The sequence below is a fragment of the Deinococcus indicus genome, assembly GCF_002198095.1.
Taxonomy (GTDB): domain Bacteria; phylum Deinococcota; class Deinococci; order Deinococcales; family Deinococcaceae; genus Deinococcus; species Deinococcus caeni.
Window position 1 is genome coordinate 47,646 of record NZ_NHMK01000038.1, and the last position, 7,695, is coordinate 55,340.

5 protein-coding genes and 2 rRNA genes are annotated in these 7,695 nt (G+C 70.2%); 4 read left to right on the top strand and 3 right to left on the bottom strand.

Going from position 1 to position 7,695, the window contains the following annotated elements; translation table 11 throughout:
* Positions 1-29: 29 nt before the first annotated feature.
* On the bottom strand, positions 30-1,274 hold the full coding sequence (locus tag CBQ26_RS20705) for an ABC transporter substrate-binding protein (protein WP_088250501.1): 1,245 nt from the start codon (positions 1,272-1,274) through the stop codon (positions 30-32).
* 704 nt (positions 1,275-1,978) lie between these two features.
* Here CBQ26_RS20705 and CBQ26_RS20710 point away from each other — a divergent pair.
* From CBQ26_RS20710 to CBQ26_RS20725, 4 genes are read left to right on the top strand one after another with little or no spacing between them, the layout of a single operon-like run.
* Positions 1,979-3,181, top strand: a complete 1,203-nt coding sequence (locus CBQ26_RS20710; RefSeq protein WP_088250502.1) for an ROK family protein — start codon at positions 1,979-1,981, stop codon at positions 3,179-3,181.
* Positions 3,178-4,737 (top strand): xylulokinase, encoded by a 1,560-nt coding sequence (gene xylB / locus CBQ26_RS20715; RefSeq protein ID WP_244898107.1) that lies wholly within the window; start codon positions 3,178-3,180, stop codon positions 4,735-4,737. Before CBQ26_RS20710 ends, xylB begins: the two co-directional genes overlap by 4 nt.
* Positions 4,734-5,897, top strand: coding sequence for a xylose isomerase (gene xylA, locus CBQ26_RS20720; protein ID WP_088250503.1), 1,164 nt, complete (start codon positions 4,734-4,736; stop codon positions 5,895-5,897). Before xylB ends, xylA begins: the two co-directional genes overlap by 4 nt.
* Positions 5,898-5,928: 31 nt before the next feature.
* Entirely contained in the window at positions 5,929-7,047 is a 1,119-nt protein-coding gene (locus CBQ26_RS20725) for an endo-1,4-beta-xylanase (protein ID WP_216360396.1), read from the top strand.
* Positions 7,048-7,134: 87 nt separating this feature from the next.
* On the opposite strand, the gene rrf is transcribed toward CBQ26_RS20725, so the two are convergent.
* Positions 7,135-7,251 (bottom strand): 5S ribosomal RNA (gene rrf, locus CBQ26_RS20730).
* 127 nt (positions 7,252-7,378) lie between these two features.
* A 23S ribosomal RNA gene (locus tag CBQ26_RS20735) occupies positions 7,379-7,695 on the bottom strand; the annotation flags it as partial.

A 7,695-nucleotide genomic window follows, 5' to 3' on the forward strand; every position in this document is an offset into this window, starting at 1 on the left:
AAGGGGCCGGGTCACCCCCGTGGCCGGGCTCAGCGGGCGCGGCGCAGGATCTGCGCGCGGGCGTCCGTGAGCGCCTGCTTGACGTCCTTGCCCTGTTCGAGCACGTTCGTCAGTTCGGTCTGCACGATCTGCTCGGCGACCGAGTCGTACTTGTTCACGTCGATGGGCTGGGTCTTGGCGGCGGCGTCGCGCCACAGGATGCGGGCCTTCTGGCCGCCCAGGAACGGCACGGCCTCGCTGAACGCCTTGTCCTTCTGCGCGGTCAGCAGCGCCGGGAACGCGCCGTTGTCCTTGAAGGCCGTGATCTGCGAGGTCTGGTTCAGGGTCATGAACTTGATGAACTCCCAGGCCCACTGTTTGTTGTTGGCCTTGCTGGGAACGGCGTAGAAGCTGCCGCCCCAGGACGCGAAGCCTTTTTCCGGGAGGTTCTGCACGCGCCACAGGCCCTTGGTGTCGGGGGCCATCCAGTTCTGAAGGGCGCCCTGCAGCCACGCGCCGCTGAACTGCGTGGCGACCGTACCTTTCTTGAAGGCGTCGTACCACTCGTTGCTCCACTCGCCGATCTTGGCGTCCAGGCCGGCGTCACGCACCTGCTTGGACAGCGTGAAGGCGCGCACGAAACGGGCGTTGTCGGGGCCGACGAGCAGGGCGTTCTTGTCGTCGAAGTAGATGCCCTCGCCCTTCTTGAGGTTGGTGCGGATGATGACGTTGTTGACGCTGGCGGCCGTGTTGATCAGGTACGCGCCGGTCTTGGCCTTGATGGTCTTGCCGGCGGCGATGAAGCCTTCCCAGCTGCCGGTCATGCTGGCCGGGTTCACGCCGGCCTTGTCGAGCACGTCCTTGCGGTAGAAGAAGGTGCCGGGGCCGATGTCGGTGGGCATGGCGATGAAGCGTTTGTCGGCGCTGGTGGCCTGCCCGATGGTGAACGGGGTGAACAGCTTCTTGTAGGGCGTGGCGTTGTATGGGGCCTTGTTCAGGTCGTCGAGGCCCTGCCCTTCGGCGAATTTGCTGACGTAGCCGATCTCGATGGCCATCACGTCCGGCAGGCCCTGGCCGGTGGCGAGGGCGGTGGTCATGGCGTTGTGGTGATCGGCGTACTCCTGCGCCTGGAGCTTGATGGTGACGTTGGGGTGCAGTTTGTTCCAGGCGGGAATGATGGCCTTGATGGCGCTGTCGAGGCTGGGGAAGGCCGCGACGGTCAGCGTGACCTTGTCCTGGGCCTGGGCGCTGCCGAGCAGCAGGGCGGCGGCGATGGTCAGGGCGGTTCGGTTCATGGGGGACCTCCAGGGTCGTGAGGAGAGCGGCAGGCTGGGGCGGACCGGGCAGGGTGTCAGGTGCGCTGCCGAGCAGAGGGAATGGCCGGCAGAGGGAGGTGGCGCGCAGAGGGGGCGGTGGGGGTGGAACGCCGGCGTCTGTCCTTTCTGGGAAGGGAAGAAGGAGGAGCGCCGGCGCTGGCCGTGACCTGATGCTGGGAGTGGCCCCCGGCGGGGCTTCCAGCTAGTAAGAATTGTTTACTTAATGGAACTTAACCATGCCGCCGCCCGTTCCGTCAAGCCTCCCCGCCGGCCACCCGCCCGCCGGCACTCACAGCTGAGAGAACGGACGGTCCGGCATCGGATTGCCCAAGCCCTTCGCCCCTGGCAGGGCCGGGCCATCCGATGCCGGACCGCGCGCCGCTGGGCAGACAGAGAACGACAGAGACGCACTTGGGGGCAGCCCTGAGAGAGCGCCACCGCCCGGCCTGGGCGAGACGACAGTGGGCGGAGTACCCCCCGGTAATGATCGGCCTAGCCCTCCGGTCCGGCCGGACCAGAAGGCCAGACCCGCGCTCTCATCTCTCTCAGGCTTGACGAACGGGGCGCGGCGCCCTACGCTGACCTTCGTCAGAAAGTTTTACTTAATCGATCTGCCGCGCCGCAGCCGGGACTTCACGCCCCGGCCGGCCGCGGCCCGCTCACCACGGGAAGCGACAACCTGCATGACCCACCACACCCGACCCACCCGCGCCGGCGACCAGAGTTACCTCAAACGCCTCAACCGCTCCGCCATCCTCGAACTCGTCCGGCAGGAACCCGGCCTCAGCCGCGCCGAACTGGCCGCCCGCACGCACGTCACCAAGGTCACGGTCGGCACGGTCGTCCAGGAACTGCTCGACGAGGGCTGGCTCACCGAGACGACCCTCCAGCACGGCGGCCTGGGCCGCCCCGGCCGCCCGGTCCACCTGAACGAGGACCGCCACGTCATCATCGGCGCGGACGTCGGCGTGCAGGGCCTGCGGGTCGTGGCGACCAGCCTGACCGGCCGCGTCCTGACCCGCCACGTCCACGACGGCCCCACCGGCAACCCCGACGCCGCCGCCGCGACCCTCGCGCAGCTGATCCAGTCCGCGCGCCTCGACCTGGCCGACCGGCAACTGCTGGGCCTGGGCGTGGCCGTGCCCGGCCCGGTCTCGCAGCCCGAGCACCTGCTGCTGCTCGCCCCGAACCTGGGCTGGCGCGACGTCCCGTTCCTGGACCTGCTGGGCGCCCACCTGCCCGACCTGCCGGGCCTGACCCTGCTGGAGAACGAGGCGAACGCCGCCGCCTTCGCCGAGAGTTACCTGCGCGGCCGGGACGCCCCCGACCTGCTGGCCTACCTGAGCCTGGGCAGCGGCATCGGCGCCGGACTGGTCGTCGCCTCGCCCGAACCGCGCCTGCTGCGCGGCGCCAGCCACCTCGCCGGCGAGATCGGGCACACGGTCCTGCAACCCGGCGGCCTGTACTGCCACTGCGGCAACCGTGGCTGCGCCGAGACGCTCCTGAGCGGCTGGGCCATCCGCGCGGCGCTCGGCGTTCCCGAGGGCACGCCCCTGGTGGACGCCGTGAACGCCCGCCTGGACGAGCCCGAGGTGCAGGTCACGCTGCGGCGCGCCGGGGAGGCCCTGGGCCTGCTGCTCACCAACCTCAACCACACCCTGAACCCCAGCGAGATCGTGCTGGGCGGCCCCCTGACCCGCCTGGGCGGCCCGCTGATGCCCACCGCGCTGGACTTCTTCCGTGAGCACCAGCACCACCTGTACGCGACCGCCCCCCCCACCCGCGTGCAGGTCCGGGCCGACTCGACCCTGCTGGCCGCCCGTGGCGTGGCCGCCCAGGTGCTGGCCCGCACCATCCGCAGCGCCGAGACCGGAGTGATCGCGTGACCGCCCCACCCCCCGCCGGCACGCCTCCCGCCCGCACGCCCGTCACCGTCGGCGTGGACCTGGGCACCAGCGGCGTGAAGGTCGTCGCCATGACCGCCGACGGGCAGGTCGTCGCCGAGACCGACGCCAGCTACCCGCTGCTGACGCCGCAGCCCGGCTGGACCGAGCAGCGCCCCCACGACTGGCTGGACGGCGTGCGCCGCGCCCTGCGCGACCTCAGCGCCCGGCTGGAGACCCTGCACGCCGCGCCCGTCGCGCTGGGACTGGCCGGGCAGATGCACGGACTCGTGCCGCTGGGCGCCAGTGGCGAGGTGCTGCGCCCCGCCCTGCTCTGGAACGACCAGCGCACCGGCGCGCAGGTCGAGGACATCGAGCGCCGCGTGCCGCGCGCCGACCTCGTGGCCCGCACCGGCAACCGCGCCGTGACCGGCTTTCAGCTTCCGAAACTGCTGTGGATGCGGGACGAGGAACCCGGCCTGTACGCCCGGCTGCGGCTGGCCCTGCTGCCCAAGGACTACCTGGCGTTCGTGCTGACCGGCGTGGCCGCCACCGAACCCTCCGACGCCAGCGGCGTGGGCGCCCTGAACCTGTCGCGCGGCGAGTGGGACACCGACGTGCTGGGCGCCCTGAACGTCCGCCCCGACCTGTTCCCGCCCGTGCAGCCCTCGGTCGCCGTGACCGGCACGCTGACCCGCGAGTGGGCCGACCACCTGGGCCTCCCGGCGGGTCTGCCGGTCGTGACGGGCGGCGGGGACAATGCCGCCGCAGGGATCGCGCTGGGCCTGGGCGCCGCGCGTCCGCAGACCGGCAGCGTCAGCCTGGGCACGTCCGGCGTGATCTTCGCGCCGCAGAGTGAACCCCGGCCCGACCCGCAGGGCCGCGTCCACTGCTTCGCGCACGCCGACGGCGGCTTTCACCTGCTGGGCGTCACGCTGGCCGCCGCCGGCAGCCTGCACTGGCTGCACGCCAAGCTCGCGCCGGACACGCCCATCGAGACGCTGCTGGCCGAGGCCGCGCAGGTGCCGCCCGGCGCGGACGGCGTGACGTTCCTGCCGTACCTCGCCGGGGAACGCAGTCCCCTGATGAACCCCGACGCCCGCGCCACCTTCGCCGGACTGAGCCTCGCGCACGGACGCGGCCACCTCGTGCGGGCCGTGCTGGAGGGCGTGGCCGCCTCACTGGCCGACACGCAGGCCGTGATCCGCCCACTCTCCAGCCTGACCGAACTGCTCTCCACCGGGGGCGGCGCACGCAGCGACCTGTGGCTGGGCATGGTCAGCGCCGCCGTGGGCCTCCCGGTCCGGCCGACCGAAGCTCGGCCCGGCGCGGCGCACGGCGCGGCCATCCTCGCCATGCCCGCCGCCGGCCTGCACCCCGACCTGAACCGCGCCATGCACGCCGTCCGGCCCGTGCCGGACGAGCCCGTCACGCCGCAAGACCTGGGGGACGCGCCGCAGCGGTACGCGCTCCTGCGCTCGACCCTCTACCCCGCCTCCCCCACCGACCCCGACCCGGCCGGCACTCCCGGCCCCCTCACCCAAGGAGCACCCGCATGACCGATTTCACGCCCACGCCCGCCGACCGGTTCACCTTTGGCCTCTGGACCGTCGGCAACACCGGCCGCGACCCGTTCGGGGAACCCACCCGTCCCCCGCTGCGCGCTCCGTACATCGTCGAGAAACTCGCCGGGCTCGGCGCGTACGGCGTGAACCTGCACGACAACGACCTCGTGCCCATCGACGCCAGCGCCGCCGAACGCGACCGGATCGTCGCGGAGTTCCGGCAGGCGCTGTCCGACCACGGGCTGGTCGTGCCGATGGCGACCACCAACCTGTTCAGCGACCCGGCCTTCAAGGACGGCGCGTTCACCAGCGCCGACGCGCAGGTCCGCGCGTACGCGCTGCAGAAAACCATGCGCAGCATGGACCTCGGCGCGGAACTCGGCGCGCACACCTACGTCTTCTGGGGCGGCCGCGAGGGCACCGAGGTCGACGCGGGCGGCAAGCTCCTGAGCGCGCTCGGCTGGTTCCGCGACAGCCTGAACTTCCTGGCCGAGTACAGCGAGGCCCAGGGCTACGGCTACCGTTTCGCGCTGGAACCCAAACCGAACGAACCGCGGGCCGACATCTTCCTGCCCACCGTCGGCAGCGCCCTGGGCTTCATCGGCACGCTGGACCGCCCGGACCTGTTCGGCGTGAATCCGGAATTCGCGCACGAGACCATGGCCGGCCTGAACTTCGCGCACGCGGTCGCCCAGGCCCTGGACGCCGGGAAGCTGTTCCACATCGACCTGAACGACCAGAAGATGAGCCGCTTCGACCAGGACCTGCGCTTCGGGTCCGAGAACCTCAAGGGCGCGTTCACGCTCGTCAAACTGCTGGAAGACAGCGGCTACGACGGCCCGCTGCACTTCGACGCGCACGCCCTGCGCACCGAGGACGAGGCCGGCGTGTGGGCCTTCGCGCGCGGCTGCATGCGCACCTACCTGATCCTCAAGGACAAGGCGCGGCAGTTCGACGCGGACCCCGAGATCCAGGCGGCGCTCGCCGAGTACCACCGCGCCGACGAGGAACTCGCCGCCCTGAGCCGCTTCACGCCCGAGAACGCCGCCTCCCTGAAAGAGCGCACCTTCGACCGCGCCGCGCTGGGCCGCCGCGGCCTGGGCCTGGAACACCTCGACCAGCTGACCAACGACCTGCTGTTCGGCATCCGCTGAAGTCCGCATCCCCCTGCCCCGGAGGCCACCCATGCGCATGCGATCCGTCCGCCCTGCCCTGAAGACCGCGTTGCTGCTGGCCCCGCTGACCCTCGGAGTGGCCGGCGCGGGGGGCAGCACGACCCCGCCCGCCGCGCCCACACCCCCCGTGCGTCCAGCGTCGGCGGTGCAACCGGCCCGGCCGGCCGGGAGCGCCGTCAGTCTGCGCGCCCTGGCCGACGCGCGCGGCCTGCTGTTCGGCGCCGCCGTGAACCACACGCTGTTCGACCCGAACGAACCCGACTACGCCCGCACCCTGAACCGCCACTTCAACGCGGTCGTCGCCGAGAACGCCATGAAATGGGCGGGCCTGCACAACAACCGCGAGGCCTTCGCGTTCGGCTTCGCCGACGCCATCGTGGACACGGCCATCAAGAACGGCCAGACGGTGCGCGGCCACACCCTCGTGTGGCACGACAGCCTGCCGCCGTGGGTGTACACCATCCAGACCCGCGAGGAACTGCTGCGCGCCATGCAGGACCACGTCACCGGAGTCGTCACGCACTTCCGGGGCCGCGTGCGCATGTGGGACGTGGTGAACGAGGCCGTCTCGGACGCGCCCGGCCACCCGCTGCGGTCCAGTCCGTTCCTGAACCTGATCGGCCCGGACTTCATCGACGAGGCCTTCCGCGCCGCGCACGCCGCCGACCCGGACGCGAAACTGTACTACAACGACTACAACACCGACGGCCTGAACGGTAAGAGCGACGCCGTGTACGAACTCGTGCGCGGGATGCTCGCCCGCGGCGTGCCCATTCACGGCGTGGGCTTCCAGGCGCACCTGAACACCGATTTCGATGTGCGGGGCGCGCAGGTGCAGGCTAACCTGCAACGCTTCCGTGACCTGGGACTGGACGTGCAGATGACCGAGGTCGACGTGCAGCTGCGCCCCGGACGTCCCGAGGCGGGGGAACTGGCGCGACAGGCGGCGGTCTACCGCGACCTGCTGCGCGCCTGCCTGAGCGTGAAATGCGCAGGCTTCGTCACCTGGGGCGTCACGGACTTCAACTCCTGGCGCGCCGGGGGCCGACCCCTGATCTTCGACGACGTGTACGATCCCAAACCCGCCTTCGCGGCGCTCGCACAGGAACTCGCCCCGCCGGGGCGTTGAGGCAGGCCAAAAACCACTGAACAGAACCGGATAGAGAAACGAAAACAGCCCACCTCGAAAGGTGGGCTGATAGATGGAAAAGAAAAACCCCCGCGCTGACCGACTTTTCCGGGACCCTGCGGTCCGAGTATCATTGGCGCGGCTGCGTTTCACGACCCAGTTCGGCATGGAGTGGGGTGGTTCCGCAGTGCTATGGGCACGGGGGTGTCTTGGTTTGTCATGAACTCACGCCCGGGGAAAAAGGGGTGGGGTGAGTGATGCAAGACGAGGCGTGAAGGAGCGGGGTACTTCGTGTGCAACCCCCTGGGGGGTTGCGGGATGATGGCGGATGATGGTCAAGACCTCGACTGATGAGCACCAGTCAGCTGAGTACATTGCTGTACTTGCACTTCTGGCCTCTTGACCCGGTGGTCTTCCGGGAGTCTTACCTGCTTTCGCAGTGGGAATACTCATCTTGGGGCTGGCTTCCCGCTTAGATGCTTTCAGCGGTTATCCGTTCCGTACGTAGCTACCCAGCATGTGCCCCTGGTGGGACAGCTGGGAGACCAGCGGTACGTTCACTCCGGTCCTCTCGTACTAGGAGCAACTCCCCTCAATATTCCTGCGCCCGTAGCGGATAGAGACCGAACTGTCTCACGACGTTCTGAA

Bases quoted from the DNA above. Each gene is read 5' to 3' on its own strand.
- CBQ26_RS20705 (WP_088250501.1), bottom strand. From the start codon at position 1,274: ATGAACCGAACCGCCCTGACCATCGCCGCCGCCCTGCTGCTCGGCAGC.
- CBQ26_RS20725 (WP_216360396.1), top strand. From the start codon at position 5,929: ATGCGCATGCGATCCGTCCGCCCTGCCCTGAAGACCGCGTTGCTGCTG.
- xylA (WP_088250503.1), top strand. From the start codon at position 4,734: ATGACCGATTTCACGCCCACGCCCGCCGACCGGTTCACCTTTGGCCTC.
- CBQ26_RS20710 (WP_088250502.1), top strand. From the start codon at position 1,979: ATGACCCACCACACCCGACCCACCCGCGCCGGCGACCAGAGTTACCTC.